The 22,203-nt window shown below is 43.5% G+C and carries 16 protein-coding genes and 1 pseudogene; 3 read left to right on the top strand and 14 right to left on the bottom strand.

Features of this window, described 5'->3' with window-relative positions; translation table 11 throughout:
• Positions 1 to 30 precede the first annotated feature (30 nt).
• The 13 genes from NSQ99_RS20320 to NSQ99_RS20260 form a co-directional block, all read right to left on the bottom strand.
• Positions 31 to 1,683: an MGH1-like glycoside hydrolase domain-containing protein gene (locus NSQ99_RS20320; RefSeq protein WP_340838888.1), complete on the bottom strand. Its 1,653-nt coding sequence runs from the start codon at positions 1,681 to 1,683 to the stop codon at positions 31 to 33.
• A 99-nt stretch (positions 1,684 to 1,782) separates the two neighbouring features.
• Positions 1,783 to 3,141, bottom strand: coding sequence for an ABC transporter substrate-binding protein (locus NSQ99_RS20315; protein ID WP_445670559.1), 1,359 nt, complete (start codon positions 3,139 to 3,141; stop codon positions 1,783 to 1,785).
• A gap of 123 nt (positions 3,142 to 3,264) precedes the next feature.
• Entirely contained in the window at positions 3,265 to 4,104 is an 840-nt protein-coding gene (locus tag NSQ99_RS20310) for a carbohydrate ABC transporter permease (protein WP_340838887.1), read from the bottom strand.
• Between the two features lies 1 nt (position 4,105).
• On the bottom strand, positions 4,106 to 5,026 hold the full coding sequence (locus NSQ99_RS20305; RefSeq protein ID WP_340838886.1) for a carbohydrate ABC transporter permease: 921 nt from the start codon (positions 5,024 to 5,026) through the stop codon (positions 4,106 to 4,108).
• A 129-nt stretch (positions 5,027 to 5,155) separates the two neighbouring features.
• On the bottom strand, positions 5,156 to 6,691 hold the full coding sequence (locus tag NSQ99_RS20300; protein WP_340838885.1) for a response regulator transcription factor: 1,536 nt from the start codon (positions 6,689 to 6,691) through the stop codon (positions 5,156 to 5,158).
• Complete coding sequence (locus NSQ99_RS20295; protein WP_251668673.1) at positions 6,684 to 8,483, bottom strand: cache domain-containing sensor histidine kinase; 1,800 nt, start codon at positions 8,481 to 8,483, stop codon at positions 6,684 to 6,686. The genes NSQ99_RS20300 and NSQ99_RS20295 overlap by 8 nt, the downstream gene beginning before the upstream one ends.
• 176 nt (positions 8,484 to 8,659) lie before the next feature.
• A complete protein-coding gene (locus tag NSQ99_RS20290; protein ID WP_340838884.1) occupies positions 8,660 to 10,243 on the bottom strand; it encodes a hypothetical protein in 1,584 nt (527 codons plus the stop codon).
• Between the two features lie 18 nt (positions 10,244 to 10,261).
• Positions 10,262 to 11,002: a hypothetical protein gene (locus tag NSQ99_RS20285; protein WP_251668668.1), complete on the bottom strand. Its 741-nt coding sequence runs from the start codon at positions 11,000 to 11,002 to the stop codon at positions 10,262 to 10,264.
• A 12-nt stretch (positions 11,003 to 11,014) separates the two neighbouring features.
• Positions 11,015 to 14,953: a vWA domain-containing protein gene (locus tag NSQ99_RS20280; RefSeq protein ID WP_340838883.1), complete on the bottom strand. Its 3,939-nt coding sequence runs from the start codon at positions 14,951 to 14,953 to the stop codon at positions 11,015 to 11,017.
• The gene (locus tag NSQ99_RS20275) at positions 14,950 to 16,626 is read right to left on the bottom strand and encodes a hypothetical protein (protein WP_340838882.1); all 1,677 of its coding nucleotides are present in this window, start codon (positions 16,624 to 16,626) and stop codon (positions 14,950 to 14,952) included. Before NSQ99_RS20275 ends, NSQ99_RS20280 begins: the two co-directional genes overlap by 4 nt.
• Positions 16,627 to 16,712: 86 nt before the next feature.
• A complete protein-coding gene (locus NSQ99_RS20270) occupies positions 16,713 to 17,132 on the bottom strand; it encodes a hypothetical protein (protein ID WP_251668663.1) in 420 nt (139 codons plus the stop codon).
• 20 nt (positions 17,133 to 17,152) lie between these two features.
• On the bottom strand, positions 17,153 to 17,674 hold the full coding sequence (locus NSQ99_RS20265; protein ID WP_251668662.1) for a zinc ribbon domain-containing protein: 522 nt from the start codon (positions 17,672 to 17,674) through the stop codon (positions 17,153 to 17,155).
• A 225-nt stretch (positions 17,675 to 17,899) separates the two neighbouring features.
• A complete protein-coding gene (locus tag NSQ99_RS20260) occupies positions 17,900 to 18,460 on the bottom strand; it encodes an LOG family protein (RefSeq protein WP_340838881.1) in 561 nt (186 codons plus the stop codon).
• A 231-nt stretch (positions 18,461 to 18,691) separates the two neighbouring features.
• On the opposite strand from NSQ99_RS20260, the gene NSQ99_RS20255 reads away from it, so the two are divergent.
• Positions 18,692 to 20,260 carry an IS1182 family transposase gene (locus NSQ99_RS20255; protein WP_340834972.1) on the top strand — a complete coding sequence of 523 codons (1,569 nt, stop codon included), beginning with the start codon at positions 18,692 to 18,694 and terminating at the stop codon, positions 20,258 to 20,260.
• Between the two features lie 119 nt (positions 20,261 to 20,379).
• Here the strand turns inward: NSQ99_RS20255 and NSQ99_RS20250 are convergent, their stop codons facing one another.
• Positions 20,380 to 20,643 (bottom strand): YfhJ family protein, encoded by a 264-nt coding sequence (locus NSQ99_RS20250; RefSeq protein WP_340838880.1) that lies wholly within the window; start codon positions 20,641 to 20,643, stop codon positions 20,380 to 20,382.
• A gap of 209 nt (positions 20,644 to 20,852) precedes the next feature.
• On the opposite strand from NSQ99_RS20250, the gene NSQ99_RS20245 reads away from it, so the two are divergent.
• Together NSQ99_RS20245 and NSQ99_RS20240 are read left to right on the top strand one after the other, a co-directional pair.
• Positions 20,853 to 21,284 carry a DUF1878 family protein gene (locus NSQ99_RS20245; protein WP_340838879.1) on the top strand — a complete coding sequence of 144 codons (432 nt, stop codon included), beginning with the start codon at positions 20,853 to 20,855 and terminating at the stop codon, positions 21,282 to 21,284.
• Positions 21,285 to 21,364: 80 nt separating this feature from the next.
• Positions 21,365 to 22,201 (top strand): annotated as a pseudogene (locus NSQ99_RS20240) (SpoVR family protein); the annotation flags it as partial.
• Between the last annotated feature and the right edge of the window lie 2 nt (positions 22,202 to 22,203).

Raw genomic sequence — 22,203 nt, 5'->3', positions numbered from 1 at the left:
TTAACAAAATCAATAGATAGATTATTCAAATTAATAGGTTGGATGCACGACGCCTGGCTGTCGATGGCACACTAGACTGCCATCCTCCCATAGCCATTCCTCATTACCATTTATTGCGACCTCAACCGTTTTTCCATCATATTGAACCTCACCGCTAATCGTGCCGTATTGCATCCCGATCAAGCTTAGTAGCTCACCCTGTTCATTCAAGACGGCACGCAGTCCCGCAGGAAATACTGCATGAAGCTCGTCATTACGCCATATCTCGCAGCGCTCTTGCTCATTAACAAATTCATAGCGATGCCCGAAGGCTTGGCGGCGATATACGAGATTACCAGTAATCGATTCGCCATGATCTGAATCATACGGCAGAACACCTGTAAACCAAATCGTATGCTCCTTCGTCGGTAATATCCCGGATAGTCGTTCAATAAAATCGAGCACACAAAGGATGGCCGGCGAATACACCTCAGTAAAGCCTTCCGCCCCCGTCCACGGACTAATCGTTTGCGAAAACCGCTTAAAGCGAGTCATCGCTGCTACGATAGGCTGCATCGTCCACAGCTGCTCAACATAACGCTTATGATGCTCAAATGCATGCGCTGCACGTATAATCGCTAAAAAATTCGTTGGTCCTGCCCAGCTGTTGTAGCTTATATTCGGATCAAAGCGCGGATCATCCAGTGCAATCGATGGGAACGGGTATTTCGCAAAAAATTTACGACTATTCAACAAATACTTGCTTAGCATGCGTGCAAACATCTCGTCATCGACAGCCTCGCAAGCAAGCACGCGCAGCAGCACATCTGATTGCACACGAACGAACTGACCTTGACGGTCCACATCGTAGAAAAAGTCATCGACCTCATCATAGCAATGCTTGAATAGTGCCTGCCTCGTCTGCTCTGCTTTTTCATGCCAGATCTTCGCTTCTTCATGCTTACCAAGCTCATCCGCTATCTTAGACAAATATTTGCGCTGACAGTATACATTTGCTGTAAGATCAGGCGCGAGAAATGGTACAAGAGGAGAGTGTGGATTGCATTTCGTCGCATCATTCAGATGCGGTGTATCGGCTACATGCCAAAAGCGTGGAGATAAGTCATGCCCTGTGTCAAATGCGCTGAATGCTTCAATGCAGCCGGTTTGTCTCGTGTTACGATAGGTCATTAGCCATTCATCATATTTCACCATCGCCGCATACATTGTGCTTAGAAAGTCTGCCGACTGTCCATTCAATTGATAATAATGCCATACACAGCGTGCAAGTGGAGTGACAAGCTGAATCTGTCGATAGCTTGCGCCATCTTTAGTAATTTTGTATGGGAGCATTCCGTCCTCACGCTGAAACTTAGCGAAGCCTAGATATGTCTCTTCTGCAACCTGCGGCAGGAATCTTGCAAGCAGCTCTGTATTAATGGTGCCTGTGCTTTCAAGCCAGCAGCCATAATAAATGCCCCCCTCATGCAGAATTGGCCTTTCTGTTAATGTAGGCTTTATACAATCGAGCAGCTTCGTTACTGCCTGCTTGTAAACATCGCTTAAGGCTGATGATTCTGCAGCAAAATAAACATCGCCCGCCTGCTGCCATTGCTCCAATAAGGGCAAGTCCTTCTGCTTATTGGTCGGCTCTATATATGAAGTAATATCAATATCGTTAAGCTGCCACCTTAGCTGGTCCACTCTGTTCAACTCCTCAATATTAATATGGCGCTAAACAAAGCATCAACGTTCGATGCTTTGTTTAGCGCTCACTCCTTCTCTAGCGAAATATGAAAGCTATTATTGTGTCACATTGTTAGCGATAATTTCCTGTGCATCCTTGTAGAAGCTAGCTACCGCTTCCTCTACAGATTTACGACCGAAGCCAATTTCTTGAATAGCAGTCTTCGTCATTTTTTCAAACTCTGCATTACCAGGCAGGTTGTAGCTGATATTGAAAGGTTCTGTTTTTGTAGCTTCCGATACACGTGATGTATAGTCGTAGATAATCTTTTCTACATCACTTGCTTGAGCCTGAAGCACATCGCGATTAGCAGCCGTTACTGGGACACCACGATTGTTGCCAAGGATTGATGCTGCTTCCGAATCATTAATGAAGAAGGAGATAAATTGTGCTACCTCTTCAGGGTGCTCAGTTTTTGCATAACCAGATAGACCTTGAGATGATTCGAATACAACACCTGTTCCTTTCGGACCACGAGGCAGCTGAACCATCGTGAGCTCATCGGTAGTAAGGCTTTGCAGTGAAGTCAATTGGTTGGATGGCAATAGCGTCATCGCCACTTGGCTAGTCACCATTAGGTTTTTAGCAATGTCTTCATTAGGATTAGATACAGTTAATTCTGGAGTCACAACTCCGCCCTTCTCTGCTAAATCAGACCAGTAGCTAAACCACTGTAGCGCCATCGCTTCATCAAAGCCGACCTTTTGTTCATCCATGTTGTACAATTGCTGACCATGCTGCTTGAAGTATATGTCCAGTCCGTCATAGGTAAAGTCATAAGAGCCAAATACTCCATCTCCAAGCTTTCCACTAATTTCTGTGGCGATCGCTGCGTAGTCATCCCAGCTCCAGCCATCCTGTGGAACGGGCATGCCAGCTTTTTCGAACATCGTTTTATTGATTACGATTCCACGTGCATTAGCACCAGCTGATATGTGCAGCAGCTGACCATTTACCGTTCCGTACTGAATCATCGCCGCATCCATATCCGATAGATCAAGTGCGTTGCCAACATATCCATCTAACGGCAGAAGCACTTCCTTTAATGCGTAGTCAATCACGTTACCGCCAAGGAAAAATATATCAGGTGCAGTACCAGATGCTAGCTGTGTATTGAGTTTATCGAAATAACCAGAGGATGGAGCAAACTCTCCTACAACATCAATATGTGGATATTTTGCTTCAAACAGCTCGATCACCTGATTCGTTTTGTCAGCACGCTCCTGATCTCCCCACCACATAATTCGTAGCTCAATATCCTCAGGAGTATCACTGCTGTTATCGCCTGAATTCGTCGCTGTGTTGTTGTTAGCAGGTGATGCTGCTGGTGTATTCGTATTGCCTCCATTGCTTGAGCATGCCGTTACTAGACATATCGTTACAATGATACTTACTAGCAAACTCCATTTTTTCATGATAAAGCTCCCCTTTGACCAAATATTGTTTTCTTGCTTGAATAAAGAATAACGTCTTCATATTCGGTTTTGAATTCTATTATTTCGGGTGATCATATATCATTTTTTTGGCTCATCACCACATTATTTAAATCCAGTAGTTGCTATACCTTCCAAAAAATACTTCTGGAAGAACATAAAAATGAGTGAGATCGGTATAAGAGACAGTGCAGACATCGCTAGCAGCGCACCCCAATCGGAGGAGCCGGATGGATCAAACAACGCTCGTACACCTAACTGAACAGTAAACAAATCAATTTTGCTAATGTAGATCATTTGACTGAAGAAATCATCCCATGTCCATATAAATGTAAAGATAGCGGTAGTAATTAATGCCGGTAACAGCAATGGCAGCATAATCCGGACGTAAATCGAGCGCAGATTACAGCCATCAATAATTGCACTTTCATCGAGTTCACGAGGTATACCGCGTATAAACTGAACCATTAGAAGAATGAAGAACGAATCTGTTGCCAGCCACTTTGGAACAATTAACGGATAATACGTATTGAGCCAGTTGAGTTCACTAAAGATAATGTATTGCGGGATTAACGTGACATGATACGGCAGCATAATCGTTACAATCATAAGCGCAAACCAAAGCTTGCTGAGCTTAAACTTCAATCTAGCAAATGCGAATGCCGCCAAGGAGCATGTAATAATGTTCCCCAGCACGCACAATATGGATATCATCGCAGAATTGAGAAAAAATTGACCAAAGCTAATGCCCTGGAAGCCTGCCCAGCCCTTAACATAGTTGTTAATTGTCCATTCCTTGGGCCATAACCCCGGTTCACTAAAGATAAGCTGATTCGGCTTGAATGAGCTGCTAACGAGCCATAGTACAGGATACAGCATAAGGATACCGAGAACGATAATGAAAAGATGGCGTAAAAGATTGGAATTGGCTATCGCTTTCACCATATTATTTCCCTCCTTGATCATCGCTGTAGAATACCCAGTACTTCTGAGTTGTAAAGACGATGGCTGTTAGGAAGCCGATTATTAACAGCATGATCCATGCCAATGCAGAAGCATAGCCCATATCAAAGAATGAGAACCCTTTCAAGTATAAGTACAACGTATAGAACATCGTTGCATCTAGTGGTCCGCCTCTACCGTCACCGATGACAAAGGCTGGAGTGAATGCCTGAAAGGAATTAATAATCCCCATAACTAGGTTGAAGAAAATAACGGGTGTTAACAGCGGCAGCGTAATATTGAAAAATTGTCGCCCTTTGCCCGCTCCATCAATAGAGGATGCTTCATAGAGCTCTGTAGGCACCTGCTTCAGGCCTGCCAAGAAAATAACCATCGCGGAACCAAATTGCCAGATCGTCAGCATAATAATCGTGTAGATAACATAGTCAGGATGGGAAATCCAAGATGGTCCCTTAATACCAAACCATCCTAGAAAATCATTTACTACACCGTCGCCCGCAAAGATCTGTCGCCATACGATCGCAATCGCGATGCTTCCTCCAAGCAGCGAAGGCAAATAATAGACGGTTCGGTATATGCCTAGTCCACGCAAGCCTTTATTAAGAATCATCGCGACAATTAAAGCAAAGACAAGCTTCAACGGCACCGAAAAAAATACATACTTAAAGGTAAGAAATAAGGAATTACGAAAGGTTTCATCATCACTTAAAATTTTTACATAGTTGCCTAGGCCGATCCAGCTTGGAGAATTAAGCAAATTATACTTCGTTAAAGAAAAGTATAGGGATGCTATCATCGGCCCTAACGTTAAACAAAAAAAGCCAATGAGCCAAGGTGTCAAAAATAAATACGCTGTACGATTGTGGTCACTGGCCAAGCTATTTCTTGCACTCTTTATCTTCATCTGCGTTCCTCCTGTCGAAGTACGATTAACCATACTTCTATAGTAAGAGTGAACGCTGTAAAGCTGAATTCTATTTTTTCGGTCATTCTCTTATAATTTTTTTAGATTATCATCTATTTTTCAGTTCGCTTACGATTTTTGTGTCCGATATTCTGATGGCGAGATGCTATAGCACTTTTTGAAGCGAGAGCTGAAGTAGCTTGCGTTAGAGAAGCCTGTCAGCTCTGCAATATCGCTTAATCCAAGATCCGTCGTATCTAGCAAATGACACGCCTGCTTCATCCTTACCTCAGACACATACTGCACGAAGGTTTTGCCTACCTTCGCCTTAAACAGCTCAGAGAAATAACTCGTGTTATAATTGAATTTTTCTGCTAGAGAGGGAAGTGTAATCTCATACATGTAGTTTTGATCGATATATTGCAGTACCTCATCAAATAGCTCATCGCCACTCTCCTGCTTAATAGAGCGGTGCCCTTCCTGAAGGTAACGTTGAATGTATGCTAATGCTTTGTCTACAGTTGTCAGCTTCAGCACCTGCTCCGGATTAAGCCAGATCGCATAGGTCAAGCTTGCTTGCTCCTGAAGCAACCGCTCGAGCGTTATAAGCACCTCGAAGATGCATCTTACAAACTCTGTATTCGAGCGAAGCATGGCATCGGTTAGTATAGTACGAATATATTGCAGGGCAGAGCTCACATCATCCCTGTGCAGCAAGCGTGACAGCACCTCATCATCCAGCTTGCCAATATGTCCTTGAAGCGCTGTAGCTTGGTGCTGCTTACTATTAAGCAAGCTCCATTGCAGCAGTGCATCCATATAGGCATGATACCAATGTGCAAAGCCGACGACTTCACCGCTCGTTCCGATAACAAGCTCAAAGCCAAGATGCTGCTTTAGCTGGTTCTCATAGCTTTCTATAATCTGTGCGCGCAAGGCTTGTCCATCTCTGCAAACAAGGGAAATGAGCCGAGGATAATTACTATCCCTACATATGAAAACCTGCTCCGTGTACTGCTCTGCTAGCTCACGAGCAATGAGCTCAAAGGGCAGCTGAAACTGTTCTCCTGGGTGTATAGGTTGAGACTCATCGGTATGCTTCAAGCCAAATGTGACCACTTGAATCGGTACGTCATTCCAATCCTCGACCTGAATGAGCGGCGCCTTGCTCATGATCATCGGAGACAAGTCGCCCTTCAGCATATGCAGCATAAAGTTTTCCCTGATCTCGCGAAACCAGCGTTGATGCCTCCTGCTCGACTCCAATGATGAAAGCTTATCATTCCGCTCCTGCTGAATAGTATTCTTCAGCTGCTTCATTATTTGCTCAAGCTCATCGGGCATAACCGGCTTTAGCAAATACTCAACAGCCCGATGACGAATCGCAGCCTTCGTATATTCAAAATCATCATAGCCCGTTAGCACAACTGCTTTCACTGCAGGGTGATGCTGCTGCAGGTGCGATAGCAAGCCGACTCCGTCCATAACCGGCATATTCATATCCGTAAACACCACATCAATGGGTTGATCTTCGAGCTTTTGGATTGCATCCGCACCGTTACTCGCTTCTGCAACGATGTCAAAGCCAAGCTCCTGCCAATCAACCTTCAGATATAGCCCTTTTCGAATCTCTAGCTCATCATCAACAATTAACACTTTAATCATACTGCTCTGCCTCCTTAATTGGTACGTATAAGCTAACCTCTGCTCCGCCAAAACGACTAACTCCTATCTCATAATGAAAGGCATCACCATATACGGCATAGCTTCTTAGCAATACATTATGCAAGCCAATATGCCGATCCTTGTCCTCATATTGCTGCGATTGCCATTGCTTCATCACCCGATGCATAAGCTGATACTTTTCGTCCGCGGTAAAGCCTGGCCCATTATCACTTATTCGAATATGAAGATGATGCTCACGACGCGTAATATCAATCGCTGTCTCAATATAATCATTATGCTGCGAGCTGAATTTGACGGCATTCTCTATGATGGGCTGCAGCATGAATTTAAGGATCAACAGCTCGTCCGTTGGACCGTGAGTCGTAAGCTCGATGTTAGAGCGATCGTGATAACGTACCCGTATAATATCCAAATATTGATGGATATACTTTAACTCCTCTCGCAAATATACGAGATCGTCGCTAACCTTAAGCGAGTAGCGCATCATATGACCAAGCGTCAAAATCATCTTAGACGTTTCCTTGCCACGGTTTTGCAGCGCTAGGCTGCTGATCATTTCTAATGTATTAAATAAAAAATGCGGATTTATTTGCATGACTAACGCTTTATAATCAGCTTTTTGCTTCAATAGCGTCAGCTGATATTCCTTCGATATGTACTGTCTTAGCTGCGAGATCATGCTTTTGAATACCTCGATAACGAATGCAATTTCCATCGTACTGGACCTTTCATTGGCCATCCGATTTTCCGCCTGCACGAAGTCGCCACGCTTCAAATGCCGCATTGCCGCAACGAGAGAATTGAGCGGTCTTGATATACTATGTGAGAAGACAAGAGTTAAAATAATAGAAACGACTAATAGAATTGATACGATGACGATAACCGTATCGCGCAAATTATACAGCTGGGAGTACAGGTCTTTTTCACTTACAATACCGACAAGCATCCACTTCGTCTTCGATAGACGCTTATAGACAATCATCTCCTTCTCGCCCTCCGTATTCGTACGGAATAGCCGACCTTCACTAGAAGTAATCGTTTTCAATTCGTCGAAGTAAGCATACTGATGCTCATCCATCGATTGAGACTGACCTGGCAGCAGCATCTGACCATGACGATCTATTAAGTAGATTTGTCCTGTTTCACCAAGGTGCAGCCGTTCCAGCGGCTCTAGGAAATACGTCTCACTAACATTTATTTTTAAGAAGGAGTTTGCTAGCTCCGGCTTGTACGTATCGAGCGGCATCGTCATACTGACCATCGCGTTCTCGTTACCTCTCGACATTTCTACCATATCACTGCCGGCAGGACTCCAATAACGCTCTCGCTTCGTTAGGTCGACATACCAGGTCTCTCCTTTAAATGACTCGCTGCGACTTATATAATTCTCACTGCTTATCCACAAATTAGGATGTCGGTATATCGTCATATTAGCAAGTGGTGTATAGCTGTTCGTTACTTGCGTCAAATACTCGCTTAGCTCAAGATTTGCTAGCATTTTCGAGCCATCTGTCGCATTGTCAGCCGTATGGGCACGATCCCATATATCGATAACATCGCTGTTGTATACGAGCGAGGCGGAGTCATACACTTGATTTTGCAGCATTTCAACGTAGGTCGCGTATTCCTGCATCTTCTCAAGTGCAGATTCTTCGATGTAGCTACTAATAATCGTTTTAGAGGAATGAAATAAAATAAACGCCATCACACTAAAGGAAGCGACGATGAGCAATATAAAGGTTACCATAAGTTTGAATTTAAGAGATTTCATAGCTTGTCTCTCCTGTCGATCAGGTATTGTACATATTAAAGTACCATACAGTAAAGCGCTTGCAAACTTAAAAATGTGAAAACAAATTCATTTTTTAGCATAACAAAGAAAAACAGTCATGCATAGGATGAACTCCTTGTTGCATAACTGCTTTTCTTGTGACACTGTTGGCTAGCTTATTTATGATAAGATTGCCGCAGCTTATAAATAACGACAACTGCTGCTGTTATTAGTAATAAATTAATAATTACAAACCATATCCATAGCTTTGAGCCGGAATCGGCTTCCTTCCAATGAAAGTACGTTTCATTGCCATGCGCATCACGTACTGTGATCGTAAGTTCTTCTCCAACGTCATCAATGACGAAGTAGCCTGACTCGTCTGGTTCAAGCTGCTGACCATTAGCAATGACAATGCTATCCGTATCGGTAAAGCCGCTTGCTTTATTGCCTTCGAGCTTAGCATGTGTCGATTGCGGCTGAATCATCGTCAGCGTAGGCGGCGTGCGGTCAACGAGATAACGCTTGCTGTAGGAGATTGCATCTCCCGCTGGATCGCTCAGCAGCAGCTCAACTATATGGTCACCTTCGCTAATCGGAACGGTAATCGTTTCTTCTATCACTCCATCCCCCGCAGGCACAAGCTGTTGCTCATAGAGCAGTCCATCCGCACTATCGACTAGCTGCACTAACGTTTCACTAGCTAATGTCAGCTGCACTTGAATATGTGTTGAATGGATCTTTTCATCCTCAGGGATCCAAACTACCGTATCCTTCGACCAGTCTCTTGGCTTAAGGGTAAAGGATGGGATGTCAATAAGGGAGCTCGCCATTCCATCATCATAAGTAAGCTGCAGCTTCCCCGTGTAGGTGCCTTCCTCAAGCGAGATACTCCAAGCATAACGCTTCACTTCACCACTCTCATCTGCTTCAAGCTGCTCAAGCTGCTGGAACATTAGCTCTAGGGCCACTTCTTCACCGCTGTCTGAAGTAAGCCACGCATAGCCTCCGCTGAAAGGCAGCGAAGCAGGAACTTCGAACAGGATACTGGCGGCGCTGCCTTCAGGAATAACCCGCAATAACTTGAACGGTGCAGCACTATAACCCCTTTGCAGCTTAACCGTTACTTCAGGATCAATTTGCTGGCCTTCGCTTGTTTTATTATCAGCGATGATGGAGAGCTTATATTGTCCATCCTCGATCGTAGCAGGCAGCGTAAGCTCTGCCTGTCCTGCGGCCAATGCCTCTTCGCCAACGAGCATCGCTGCTCCTCCAGCTCGTGATTGAAGGTAAAAACGTATACGATCGGTTTGCTCAACATCTCCATTCACGTCCCATTTCAAGGAAAGCGATGATGATGCTTGTACAACGACCTCCGTGTTGAGAGGTGAGCGCCACGTTGTATTCGGCCTGCGCAGCTCTTCCTTCAAGCTAATGCTATAGCTTTGATCCGCTCCCTCGATATGCAGCTTATACGTGCCTTGTGCGGCGGAATTAATAAGCCAGCGACGCTCTCCTTCCTCCATCTCAATATACATATACTTGTTTCCATCATAGTTATTATGCTCAATTTTCGTTCCGTCTGGCAGCTCTAGATCTGCTTCGAACGCTTTATTCGCATCCCCGACGACGACTATCTGAACATTATACTGCTCTTGGCTAATCGTTATCTGCTCTGTAATGGACAATGGAGCAGCCGTTGCAGCTTGAACGGTGAAGAGCAGTGAGCATACAACCGCTATTAATAATATTTTTCGCAATGTATTGATCCTTCTCCCCTACTCCCTGTTATTCGCGATCCATTGACGAACATATGGCTCAGCCGATGCATCATACACGGCAGCAGTTTTTTTTGTTTGTTGCTGAATGTTCTGAAGCAATTCTACAAACTGACCTTGTCGCAGCCAGCTTTTTGGCATTTGGATAATGGCGCGCTTCAGTGGTCTATCCTTATTCAATATAAGTGTTAAACGGTCGTTATAGCACGTCAGCACCTGCTCTTGATGGGCTGTGTATTTCGCATTATAGGCTGCGATCATCTGCTCTCTCCGTGAAGGATATTCTCTGCCACCAATATAGAGACGCAGCTCCCTCGTAATATCGACATGAACGGATTGGATATCCTCCCATCTGAAGAAGGGTAATTGTGCTGCCTCCTCTTGATTGAACGTATTAATCCAGATTCCTTGCTCATTCGTCATCACCCATGGAATGTCATCCGTTGGCTGTGGAATGCGTACACTTTTGGAGGATATGATCGCGGAACGAATGAAGATAATGATTCCGACAAGCACTCCGACTCCAATCGCTGAATCCTTCAACCAAGCAAGCTGTTGCTTTTGCTCAGGCAGCAGTGCTGTGAGCAGAACGTACAAGCCAAATAGCACAAGCCATATCATTGGAGCGACAATACAGCCAACATAAGGCATATTGCGGTATCCCTTGGAGGAGCCGCTCACAGATGAAAACATCCTTGCAAACTCCCATTCGTACGCTTCACATACAAAGCTTTTCTTCATCCTGCTCCTCCTTTAACGATACACTTTAACATCTGCTCCAAAATGAATATGAGGTTCAAATTTCCATGCTTTTGCATACAGGTCGACATACGATTGAGAAAAGCGGCTCGTATTGACGAAGATAATCAGGTCACCTTCCGCTCCCATAACGTCTAGATTACCTCGAACGGTTATCGTTAAGTCCTTGTTATACTTGGAATCTCTCCATAGCAGTCTTGTATTCCCATCTAAATTAATGAGATCAATCGCTGTAGCCGCTTGAATCTCATGCTTATCGATATAGCTTGTAACCTTCCCAAGCTCAAATCCGATAAGCTGCCATCCAATCGCGCCGTTTGCAGCCCAATTTGTTGTACCGATTTTTTCTAGTCCAATCTCACCATTTACACATAAGACGCATGCCGAGTCATCAATTTCGATACCTGGAATTTTATTGACCCATGTAATGACCTTTTGCGCCGGACCATCGATTGCTGTCCCTATCTCGAGCCCAAGCAACCCGCCAAAGCCTTCTCTTCCATCAATGCCCACCTTCAGCATTCTTGCGGTCAGCCCTGTTGTTCCGAGGTTGACTCCTTTATTGCTTCCGATTAGCACCTCTGCTGCTTTTGGCATTAAGCTTTTCTGCCAGCCAAGTCCTATACCGTAACGATTAATAGGCAGGTTAGTAGAATTAAAGGAAAAGGCTTTATAGCTTATATTGAGATCGGCCGCCTCCAGGCCAAGATCGAACTTCGCTGGTCCATGCTCGTAAGCAGCCTTAAGCTGAACGCCTCCCGTTTCAATAATATTAGAGAAATTAAGCTCTGCACCGATCTCCCCGCGAACGATGATGTTGTCTTTTTCGTAGCCCATCTCGAGCGTTGCGTCCGTTGGCAGGAATTTCACCATACGCTTCCATTTATCAAGCAACGGATTATTCAATGCTAGCACATTTGAAAATCCAGCAATTCCGCCCTTCGCTGACAAGGTTCCATCATCACTACCATACTTTGCAGTATAGGTGAACTTTGGCACTAGTCGTACTTCAAGACCAAATTTACCGAGTGCAAACTTATCCATCACATCGAAGTATGCATTGCTGCGTACAACATCGAACGTTTTCTGATCGTTATTAACGGTCATCGTTATATGATCCGGAAAATGCCGCTCCTCCCAGTTATCCAACGACGCTGTAGCTTTTGACAGCAAGCCTAGCTTTGTATGATCTACTTGGACAAGTAAACCGTTAAATGTAAGCTCCTTACCACCCTTCAGCGTCATACTCCCTCTCGTGTCGTACATAAAGCGATCGACGGATGTATTGCCTTTAAGCACAGAGACTCCATCAGAATCCTCGATAAAATCGCCGTAGACTCTAGCATCTCCAAACTCACGGTACTTTTGTTCGCTAGAGTTGGAGGCAGACAGCTGGTAGCTGACCTCCCGCTGATCCTTCGTAATTAACTTCAGCTCATGAAGACCGATGGCAATATTGTTGCTAACTTCGGTCGTTATATGATCATCACTAGATTTTTTAATATCTAGCTCCTTGCCATCAAGCAGCGCCTTGGTCACATGATCGAAGCCAAAACCATTAATCTGAAGCTGTGTCACGCCTAGCTTAGATACTGTAATTCGATTCGGCACCGTATCGAAAATGCCCACCTCAACACCGTTATCTTCCTCCAGCTCACCAAACGTTGGCACTGCTCCATCCTCACCAATCGTGTAGGTTTTAGTTGTCGAGCGCTGATCAGGTCCAATCGCTCGAACACGGTGCAAGCCCTTCTCCATCGGCTGAAGTGTATAGGTGATCTTGTATGAATGCTCAAGTGAAGCTTTAATATCCTCAAAGCTTCCCAGTAAAGCATCCAGTCCCGTAGCCGCAATGTATTTGCCTCCAGTCGCTTCGGCAACATCTCGAAGTGTCTCGTAGCCAGATGCAAAGCCTATCGCGAAGATCGTAATCCCTGCTGCATTGGCACGGTTAATGATCGCTGCTCGATTTTCAGGACGAGAAAAATGATCATCCTCTCCATCGGACAGCATAAATAATATTCGTTCGCCTGGCTGACTCTCCATAACCGACAAGCCCTGATCAAATGCACCTGAAATATTCGTTCCGCCATTACCATCAAGCACATCAATCATGTGCTTAACGTCACCTAATTGATTGCTCAGCGGCGCAAGTAGCTCTGCACCATCATCAAAGGCGAGCAAACCAACGCGTTCGTTGTGTTTCATCGATTGAATGAAATTATGAAGGGCTAGCTTAGCTCCTTCGATTCGCTCACCGCCCATTGAGCCGCTGCGATCAACAAGCAGAAGCAGGTTACGCTCGTAGCTTACGGATTGTCCAATCTTCTCTAATTGAAAGTCGGTAATTTCTGTCGCATTATCGAACAGCTGGATCGACTCCGCCGTTAGCTCCTTCATATTGCCGGCTGTCACATATAAGTCAACCTCTCCAGATTCGTCAGCTTGAATGGATGCAATACGAAGATAGGATTTATTCAAGGCGATTAACTCATTACTTACATATACAGCAAAGCTTTTCTCTGTATCGCTTGGCTGAAGTTCCTGCACTCGCTTACCGTCTAATGACTGAAAGCTTGTGTATAGCTGATTCGTTAATTCATTGCGAAGCTGAAAATCCTCAGTCGACATTTGCTCAGGCTCAGGCAGACTTTGCAGTGATTGAACATAATATTGCTGGGGAACTGTAAGCTGAGCTGGATCTAATGTTAGCTCCTCAATTTGCTGTGAGGCTTCCTCCAATTGCTGTACCTGATAATAATAGGAGGCTAACAGAAATTTTACCTGCGGAATATCCTTATGCTCGTGAGCACGCAGCAATGAAAAGGCTAGCTGCGGATGAATATCGACCTCGGCTTGTATATAAGCCAGCTGGTCATCGACGATTTTCATGGACTCCTCATCGCTTGGGTTAACCTGAGCAGCCCATGCTTCTAATAGCTGCTTCTCATCCTTTTGCTGCTGCAGCTTGGCATCAGCATAGAAAGGAATAACAGACAACTCCTCCTCGCTTAGGCTTACCTTGTTATTCAGCAGCAGCTCGCTGAACATAATCGCTGGCTCCTCTGCGTCTGGAAATTGCTCAATCAGCTGAATAAGCAATTGTTCTGCTATAGCTGTATCGTTCATATATAACGCTGTTTTGGCAAGCTCCATAGCAAGCTCAGCTTGCTCCTTGCTTTGAATGTCCTGCTCCAGCATTTGCTCCGTCAAACGCTCATAGAGAGCTTCAGCCTCATTTAAGGCAGCTGCTTCCATCTGTCCATTCGGAATCCCAACGTGAACTAAATAATCTAATCGTTGATGATCCAGCTTAGCATAGCTTTGAAGCATTAGCTCATCTTCAGCACTTAGCTTGCTTGCTACATGCTGATGTATTTGCTTGACAGCATTTTCTGCAATCGCTGCATAAGTTTCAACTGTAACACTGGACGTTTGTTCATCGCTTGCTGATTCAGCGCCACTAAGCTCTATCGCTTCAGCTAGCTCGTTTCTATCATCTTTACTTAGATAAAGCTCACTCGATGGCTCACTCAGCACCTCATGAAGCACATGTCTCCCCTTCTCAGGCTGACCGGCTTGCAGATATGCTAGGCCTAACAATAGCTTGCTATTGTCAGACGGCGCTTCATTCCAAAGCTCAATCGCGCCAGAGAGCTGTAACTCGGCCGGCTCATGCTGCTGTACATATAATTGCTTGTACACCTTAGTAAGCTGAGATTGCTCTTGTAGCTCGGCTACCTTATCATTCCTTAGCAAATCAAAAGAAAACAAGCCAATAATCACAAGCAGTACAATGGTAAATGAAGCAAGTCCAGACAGCTTTACAGCTGGCCGATACAGCTTAATTGCGATAACTACCGATAGCAAACAGCACACTAATACGATGTAAGTAATAACTATGCCTAGAAGCATAGGGTTTCCGGTAATCAAGACTTATCCCCCCTTCTAGCCAACCAACGCTGAATAATATAGGAAGCAATCAAATATATAGCTGTAATGATCCCTACAGAAAGCAGCGATTGCGTAAAACGAAACCCAATCAATGCCTCATCCATATTGCTCGCTGTGAGGGATACATTGGCATATGCAGATAAAGCAGCAACACCGATAATGATGATGAGTACGGTGCATCCGTAGCTCCATAGCTTATTCATCTGGATTCGGCTCAATGCATATAAAAAAGCAAGCAAAAATGCAGCATGAAACCAATGTAGCCTTAAGTCCTGCTCAATCGTCTTAAGCGATGCTCGATCCGCATCATCTGCTGACGCACCTGTAACAAGGTTGAGCTGCATTGGCCGATCCATACTTAGCAGATTGGCTGCCTCATATCCATCGACATGCCAGGTCGCTCCTAATGAATATATAAATTGCTGCATCAGCACATTCGGAATGATCCCGTACATCGATGCATCGTCCTTATATGCATCCCATACTGCGCCCATTGTCGTCATATGGGTGCTATGAAGCTGACTAGGCTTCGTTGTTGACCAGCTCAGCGTCATTAAAGCAATAATAACGATAAAAAATATAAGCATTGTACGAGCGAATGCTGCGAGGCTTTTAAGCCATTGCGATAGATCCAATTTTTGCGGGACGCTCCAGCGTCCAACGCCAACAATGGAAGCTACAAAGCTCAACAACAGCGCTAGCACAAAAACCTTCCACAGCTCGGCATTTAGCTCAAAGTTATAAATACTGTTACCGTATAAAAGCTCTACCTTGGGCGATAACAGCCATAGCGTCATTCCCATAATAAGCGCATAGCACAAGCTGCATAGGATAACCCAGCATAGCTTCCACAGCTGGTTCAATCGCTTAGCAACGATCGAATATATGAATCTGCTTGCTAATGCAATCAACACAAATGCACAAGCAGCGCTTAATAGCAACGTCATTTGAAAGCTGAACATTAATGGTTCATTCATATCATTGCCAGTGCTTATACCGTACTGACCTTTAATTTCTGCGCCATGCATCAGCATAAGCTGCAGCCAAGCGCCTGGCTTAACGGAATGTATAAAATAAGCCGCTTGTTCAGGAGGAATTTCGATCACATGACTTAGAAGATGATATTGTACATCCTCTTGAAATTCACCCTGCTTTGCAGCCCAGTCTAGCCCAAAGGCTAATCCAATGACTACGATGGCTGCCATGATCCCAGCGATGGCGCTGCTTAATATCATGGCTTTCTGTGGGCTTGTCTGTTGATCGCTTGCTTGGCTCTGTTCCTCTACTTGATCAGCCTCTGCTTGCGTTTTCTCTTGCTCAGCTTGATCTGATTGAGCTATAACTACAGCAGGGGCATCATCCTCCATATGCTCTACTTCTACTTGATCCGCTTCTACTAATGAATCTTCTTGCTCTATGTCTACCTGCTCGACCTCTTCTAGCGGTACTTCATGCTCGGCTTGCCCCGCTTCTACCGGCTGTTCTACTTGCAAAGCATCATTATGTATCGGTACTGCTAAGTCTTCTTCCAAAGCAGAGCTACCATCACTCGGTTGAATCCTCGGTTCCTGCTCTAGTTCTTGCTGAAGTGGAGCACCGCAATGTCTACAAAACTTTCCTTTTCCTTCGTTACCACAAGCTCCGCATCTCATGTATTCTATGTCCTCCGATACTTTTCTAAAGCACAAGTAAAAAGTGTCCTCCATAAGAAGACACTTTTACTAGATTCATTGTTCAATTATCTGTTTTCATCAACATATGGTGAAGCAGAGTAACGGAACACCCCGTAGCCTAGCAGTGCATAAACGGCTGTCGAGATAATCGTCGATAATGAAATACTTGTAAAAGGAAACATGATGTAAAATGCATAGCCCCATAACGCATAGGGCAAGTATCTTACATTCTTAGAAGCTAGCGTTAGCCATGCCCCTAGCAAAAAGGCGTGATAGCCTAGTGAATTTAATGGAATCGTATAAAAGATTACATTCATCGCACGATAAGCCTGATAAGGAAGAATGGTATAAAGCAGCTCACGAATAAATACAATACCAAGACCACCGAATAAGAGCTTTAGCTCTAATGAATGAAGCAATGGATACCACTTAAATGATTGATACCATTTATTCAATTCTTTCAAAACATTAGAAAACTGCTGCATTCTGATCCTCCTTGATATTATTATTGACCTTCTACTGCTGTTCCACAGTTCTCACAGAAACGATCATCTGCTTGAAGCGTAGCCTGACAATTAGAGCAGCTTTTAACAGAAATGCGTTCTGTAGTTGCAGCTGCTTCATGTGGAGCCTCGATTGCTACTGGCTCATTCGCTTGAACCACCACTTCGCTTGGTTCCTCAAATCTATGACCGCAAGAAGAACAGAATTTAGCATCAAGCGGCAATACTTGCCCGCAAACACAATCCTTTTCGTCCTTAAGTGTTCGAATTTTAATTTCTAGTTGTTCGATTTCCTGCTTTAATGTAATAATCGTTGCGCTATTCGCTTTAATGAGCTCTTCTGCAGCTGATTCTGCATTGGAGGTGTAAGCTTCAAAGACAGCTTCGCCAATTTGAAGATACATTTTCTCAATTTCTTTTCGTTTTGCAGCAACTTGTGAGTTAAGTCTCACGACTTCGACAGAATCCTTTGCTTTGTCCGCAGCTTTCGACGCGCTTTCCTTTAATTTGTCAAAAAATCCCATATTTTCCTCCTATAAAGGTGTATTTACTACTATCATACGATATATTTCCCATTTCGTCTTTAGCTTTTCGAAAAAAGACGATGACTGTATATCGCTTTATACTTAAAATAAATAAGCTAAGCCTCTAAGAAGCTTAGCTGTTAGTACATCATATGTAGGGATACTACATTGTATTAATATCGATCCGATGTATTACAGAATCGATATTTAATAAAGTAGTAGGAATTAGTACGTACGAACCGCAACAGGCTTAAAATTCTCTATAAACTGCTCTAACTCTTGAAGCGAATCAGTGAATAGCATCATCGATTTATCCGCTTCACTCAAAAATCCATTATCCGCCATGTCATCAAACAGTTCTTTTAGCTTATTGTAATAACCATTCACATTAAATAGTATACAAGGATTTTTATGTTGACCTATTCTCGCCCAAGAGATAACTTCTGAAATTTCTTCTAGTGTACCTGGTCCACCTGGAAGTGCAACATAACATTCACCAAGTTCAATCATTCTATTTTTTCGTTGAGACATCGAATCTACTATTTCTAACTGAGTTAGATTCGGGTGACATAGTTCGCGTTCCACTAAAAAAGTAGGAATAATACCAATAACTTCACCATTGTGCTTCAATACTTCGTCAGCCACAATTCCCATAAGACCCGCTTTACCACCACCATACACTAGCTTGTGATTGTTGTTAGCTATCCAATTCCCGATCAATCGTGCTGCATCAGCGTAAGCGGGATTGTTACCTACGCTTGCGCCACAATATACTGTAATATTCAAACTGTTCTCTCCTTTCTGCTATATTAATCTTATCATAATGAGATTAGATCTATTGGTTATTAATATAATGAAAAGAAGCTGGGACAAAACCCCACCTGACAAACAAAGAAAGCCGTTGAAATTTTACGACGAGTAAAATTTCAACGGCTTTAATATTTTTTAAATACAAAAAGAACACCATCTGTTAAAATTAAGTCACCACAACCAAATCCAACAAGAAAGGTGTTCCTTATGTTTAAAGATTATAACATGAATCAATTAGTTTTGCCTCTAGATTTAGAAGTTAAATTACAAGAAAACGACATTGCGTTTCATATCCATCATCTTGTAGAAAGTATTCCAGATGAAGCCTTTGCTTCATTTCTTCGTCATTCAGGTTGTCCAGCTTATCATCCACGCATGATGCTCAAACTTATTTTATGCGGCTATACTCAGTCTGCTTTTTCAGGTCGAAAAATCGAAGCATTAACGAAGGACAGCATTCGTATGATGTGGTTAGCCCAAGGGTATGAGCCTAGCTACCGCACCATTAATCGTTTTCGTATTCATCCTGAAATGAAAAACCTCATCCGTCAATGCTTTATTCAGTTTCGTTGTCAACTCGTTGAAGAAAGGCTCATTGATCAGGAGGCTATTTTTATTGACGGTACAAAGATCGAAGCCAATGCGAATAAGTTTACATTCGTTTGGAAAAAAGCCATCGAAAAGCATCACCGTAGACTCATTGAACAATCCAATCAGCTCTACAATGAACTGCTGAACAACAAGATCATTCCTGAAATGGCACGTGAACAGGATGAACAGCTTTCCAATGAACAACTACAAGAAATCGCAAAAAAACTAGAGGAAGTTGTAGAGGACTATACACAAACCATCGCTCATACAGAGGACATCGCTGAGCGTAAGCAGCTACGCCGTCAACGCAAAACACCTAAGCAAATGGTCAAGCAGGTTCGAGAATGGATTGGACGTAAACAAAAATATGAAAAGGATCTAGACATTTTAGGTGCACGCAACAGCTATTCTAAAACAGATCATGATGCCACCTTCATGCGTATGAAAGACGACTACATGAAAAACGGACAACTCAAGCCTGGTTACAACGTCCAAATTGCAACCGAAGGGCAATACACGTTGGCCTATGGCATTTTCCCTAACCCAACCGATACAAAAACGTTGATTCCATTCCTACATACCATTGAAGAAGAATACTTTGAATTACCTCAACATATTGTTGCGGATGCAGGCTATGGCAGTGAACAAAATTATGATCATATTTTAACGAAGATCAACCGTACACCTCTGCTCACGTATGCTCATTACTTGAACGAGCAAAAAAGAAGATTCAAGACAGACCCTTTCCAAACGAGTAATTGGGAGTACGATGCAGAGCAAGATCACTATCTGTGCCCCAATGAGAAGAAACTTCTATTTCAGCGCTATGTTACGCGCAGAGACCGCTCAGGCTTTATGCGAAAATTTAAGCTATATGAATGTGAAGAATGTACAGGCTGCCCATTCCGTTCTACCTGCACCAAAGCACAAGAGGGAACGAATCGTACGCTCATGATCAATGAAACATGGGAGCAGCAAAAAGCCTATGTGAGAGAGAAGCTTTCAGAAGACAAAACAAACAAGCTCTACCGCCAACGAAAAATTGACGTAGAGCCAGTTTTTGCCTTCTTGAAGGCTAATTTAGGTTTCACTCGTTTTATGCTTCGAGGGAAATCTAAAGTCGAATATGATATTGGTCTAGCATTATTGGCTGTTAACTTGAGAAAGTATGCGGTGAGGACGTAAGTTTTCACCCATAAGTAACAAGCAATATGCAACAGGGATGAAATCTGAATCGATTTCATCCCTGTTTTGTTTATGAGAAGCTAGTTTTGTCCCAGCCTCTAATACTCCAACCTATTCATTTATTGTGGCTCAGGGTCACTTAGCAAATCAGCGTACTTTGAATTTTTCGCAATGAATAGATGTAGCTTATCTCCATAGCTAATAATCAATTGGCGCACAAGATTCTCAGTATAATCTGCACCTTGAAACTTATAGCCCGCTTTGGCGGAGGTTGCTTCATAATCACTCCATAATAGTTCTACCCATAGCATGGCCTTCTCCTCAGGTAGATTCGAATTTTTATCCATTAATAGTTCTGTTAGTCGCTTTATATTGTCCAGCATAATGTAATAGTCTCCCTTAGCTTACGCTCAAGTTTATCTTCTTTCATAAAGTATCATCATACTAGACTTTTTCTAAAATTCAAAGCGTTGTTTATGAGATTTGAATACTGTCAGAAATTTCAATAGAATTAGCATATACACGAATGCAATTACACTTATCGTTGCTACAAACGATCAGTATTGATTTAATATACCAATGAGGTGAGAAGTTGAACGTTGAAAAAGAAATCGAGCAATTAAAATATCAGATTAAGCTGCTAAAATTTATGGTGAATGCAGATGATTTTCCTTTCTATATGTATGCATTGGATCATAATTTTTCGGAGAATCAAGTTAATGCTTTGATGAAGGTTCTACTCGCAATGAATTATCGATTGAACCAAAATGCTGAAGAGAGCCTACGCGAATATCATGAATTTAACAAAAACGACGATCAGCTTAAATCTCTATTACATAGGTTTGGCATCGAAATCAATGAGATCTACAAAGAGGAGCTCCCTAGCATTACAGAGTTTAAGCATTACATACATCGTATATTTGCTCACAATGACATTAATGCGAAGCACTTGCTATTGAGTTTACAGAGTCAGCACTACGGAAAGCTGTGTGAGTACCTGCTTCATCAGCTAGAAGATAAGTAACTCTCGCCTCCCCCATCTCATATCTCACCTTATCCACTCATACATTAAGAGTAGTACAGTTCGGATAAGGAGGCTTCGCTATGACATCAGACGATATCAAGCAGCTGGAACGAGCAATTGCGGAAATTACAGAGGTTGCGCAAGGCTTTGGGTTGGATTTTTACGATATGCGCTATGAGATTTGCCCTGCGGATATCATTTATACATTCGGTGCCTATGGCATGCCGACGCGGTTTAGTCATTGGAGCTTCGGGAAGTCCTTCCATAAGATGAAGATGCAATACGATTTTGGCTTAAGTAAGATTTACGAGCTTGTTATCAATTCTAACCCGTGCTATGCCTTCTTGCTTGAGGGCAATTCTTTAATTCAGAATAAGCTAATTGTCGCCCATGTACTCGCACACTGTGACTTTTTCAAAAACAATGTTCGCTTTAGCTTAACGAATCGTGATATGGTCGAAAGCATGTCGGCCACGGCCGATCGCATTCATCAATACGAGCTCATACATGGAACCGATACGGTAGAGAAGTTTATTGATGCCATTCTAGCTATCCAGGAGCATGTTGATCCTACCGTTATTAAGCCGTATCAATTGGATAAGAAACGGTATATTGAAATGGCGATGAGAGAAAATGAGCGCGCGCCACAGAAGAGCGAAACGCCTTCTCCCTATGAGGAGCTGTGGTCTCTTGATGAAGAGACAAAGCAAGCGGAGCGAGCAAAGCGAGAAGCTGCGCTGCAGGATGCCAAGCGCTTCCCGCCTCGCCCCGAGAAGGATCTAGTCTGGTTTATTGAAGAATACTCCCCAATTCTAGAGGATTGGCAGCGTGACATCCTTACGATGCTGCGTGACGAGATGCTTTACTTCTGGCCACAGATCGAGACGAAGATCATGAACGAAGGCTGGGCTTCGTTCAG

It is taken from the genome of Paenibacillus sp. FSL W7-1287, from assembly GCF_038004245.1.
In the GTDB taxonomy this organism is placed as follows: Bacteria; Bacillota; Bacilli; order Paenibacillales; family Paenibacillaceae; genus Pristimantibacillus; species Pristimantibacillus camelliae.
The sequence above is the reverse complement of the archived record's forward strand: the minus strand, read 5'-3'. Positions and strand labels throughout refer to the sequence as shown.

Bases quoted from the DNA above. Each gene is read 5' to 3' on its own strand.
- NSQ99_RS20250 (WP_340838880.1), bottom strand. From the start codon at position 20,643: ATGCTGGACAATATAAAGCGACTAACAGAACTATTAATGGATAAAAAT.
- NSQ99_RS20255 (WP_340834972.1), top strand. From the start codon at position 18,692: ATGTTTAAAGATTATAACATGAATCAATTAGTTTTGCCTCTAGATTTA.
- NSQ99_RS20265 (WP_251668662.1), bottom strand. From the start codon at position 17,674: ATGGGATTTTTTGACAAATTAAAGGAAAGCGCGTCGAAAGCTGCGGAC.
- NSQ99_RS20300 (WP_340838885.1), bottom strand. From the start codon at position 6,691: ATGATTAAAGTGTTAATTGTTGATGATGAGCTAGAGATTCGAAAAGGG.
- NSQ99_RS20275 (WP_340838882.1), bottom strand. From the start codon at position 16,626: ATGAGATGCGGAGCTTGTGGTAACGAAGGAAAAGGAAAGTTTTGTAGA.
- NSQ99_RS20305 (WP_340838886.1), bottom strand. From the start codon at position 5,026: ATGAAGATAAAGAGTGCAAGAAATAGCTTGGCCAGTGACCACAATCGT.
- NSQ99_RS20315 (WP_445670559.1), bottom strand. From the start codon at position 3,141: ATGAAAAAATGGAGTTTGCTAGTAAGTATCATTGTAACGATATGTCTA.
- NSQ99_RS20310 (WP_340838887.1), bottom strand. From the start codon at position 4,104: ATGGTGAAAGCGATAGCCAATTCCAATCTTTTACGCCATCTTTTCATT.
- NSQ99_RS20270 (WP_251668663.1), bottom strand. From the start codon at position 17,132: ATGCAGCAGTTTTCTAATGTTTTGAAAGAATTGAATAAATGGTATCAA.
- NSQ99_RS20285 (WP_251668668.1), bottom strand. From the start codon at position 11,002: ATGAAGAAAAGCTTTGTATGTGAAGCGTACGAATGGGAGTTTGCAAGG.
- NSQ99_RS20295 (WP_251668673.1), bottom strand. From the start codon at position 8,483: ATGAAATCTCTTAAATTCAAACTTATGGTAACCTTTATATTGCTCATC.